We start from the raw sequence: 981 nt of genomic DNA, 5'->3' as shown, positions 1-981 counted from the left end.
ACTCGTTGTGCATTTTAAATAATACTGATTTTTAGATGATTTAATTTTCTTTGGAAGATAAATTTATTGATATATTGAATAACCGTTGCGGCGGTTATTTTACTGATTATCCTTGTTTTAAAGCCTTCAAAAGTTTTAGCATAGTTTCTTTTAATCATAAATTGGTCGCAAAGTTGAGAGAAAAATGTCTCAATTCGTTTTCGCTTTTTCTTGTACAATGAAAATTGAGGAATATAATCTTTCTGATTACTTCTCATTGGTGTATCTAATTTAATATTAGCATAGTTAAATAAATCTATTTGAACTTTTGCTGATAAATAGCCTCTATCTCCAATTAAAGTACAGTTTCGCATTTGCTCACCAATATCTTTTAAATAGTGGATGTCGTGAACGGATGCAGGGCTTATATCAAAATTCTTAATCACACCATTTAAAGAACATACTGCGTGTAGTTTATAGCCATAGAAATATAATTTCTGTGAAGCACAATAACCATATGTTGGTGAAGAATAGGATTGCTCTTTACAAATTTTTGAACGAGTAGAACGAGCGTTTTCACAAACTTTCATTGGCATGCTATCAACGATAAAAATATCTTCAAACTCATTGAACTCCATCGAAATACGCTGTCTAATTTGCTCTGTTTGTAGGGATAGTCTTCGTTTTCGCTTATTGTAAACACTTCTTTCAATTTTGTTTATCAGAGAGTTTGGCAATTTTCTAAATAACTGTAATTCGCTATCAATACTCAAGTATTCAGCAGTAATATTAAGACTTATGACTTCTAAATCGCTCATTTTAGGTGTTCTTCTCTGATAACTAATCAGTTGATTTTCTGAAAAAAGTCCTAAAACTTCCAAAATTCTTTCATATATTTGCTCTATGTTGTTCATTTATATCGTTTTATAGCAAAAACAATATACTGATTTTCAGTCTAATAAACAACTCTTGTTTTTTTCATTTCATAATGCACAACGGGTT

General features: G+C 30.0%; 1 protein-coding gene. It reads right to left on the bottom strand.

Going from position 1 to position 981, the window contains the following annotated elements:
- Positions 1-14 precede the first annotated feature (14 nt).
- Entirely contained in the window at positions 15-893 is an 879-nt protein-coding gene (locus tag GXW81_RS10010; RefSeq protein ID WP_127919822.1) for an IS982-like element ISRa1 family transposase, read from the bottom strand.
- Positions 894-981 lie beyond the last annotated feature (88 nt).

It is taken from the genome of Riemerella anatipestifer (assembly GCF_009932355.1).
Classification (GTDB): domain Bacteria; phylum Bacteroidota; class Bacteroidia; order Flavobacteriales; family Weeksellaceae; genus Riemerella; species Riemerella anatipestifer_E.
Note: the sequence above shows the minus strand (reverse complement) of the source record. Positions and strands in the feature narration are given on the sequence as shown.

Bases quoted from the DNA above. Each gene is read 5' to 3' on its own strand.
- GXW81_RS10010 (WP_127919822.1), bottom strand. From the start codon at position 893: ATGAACAACATAGAGCAAATATATGAAAGAATTTTGGAAGTTTTAGGA.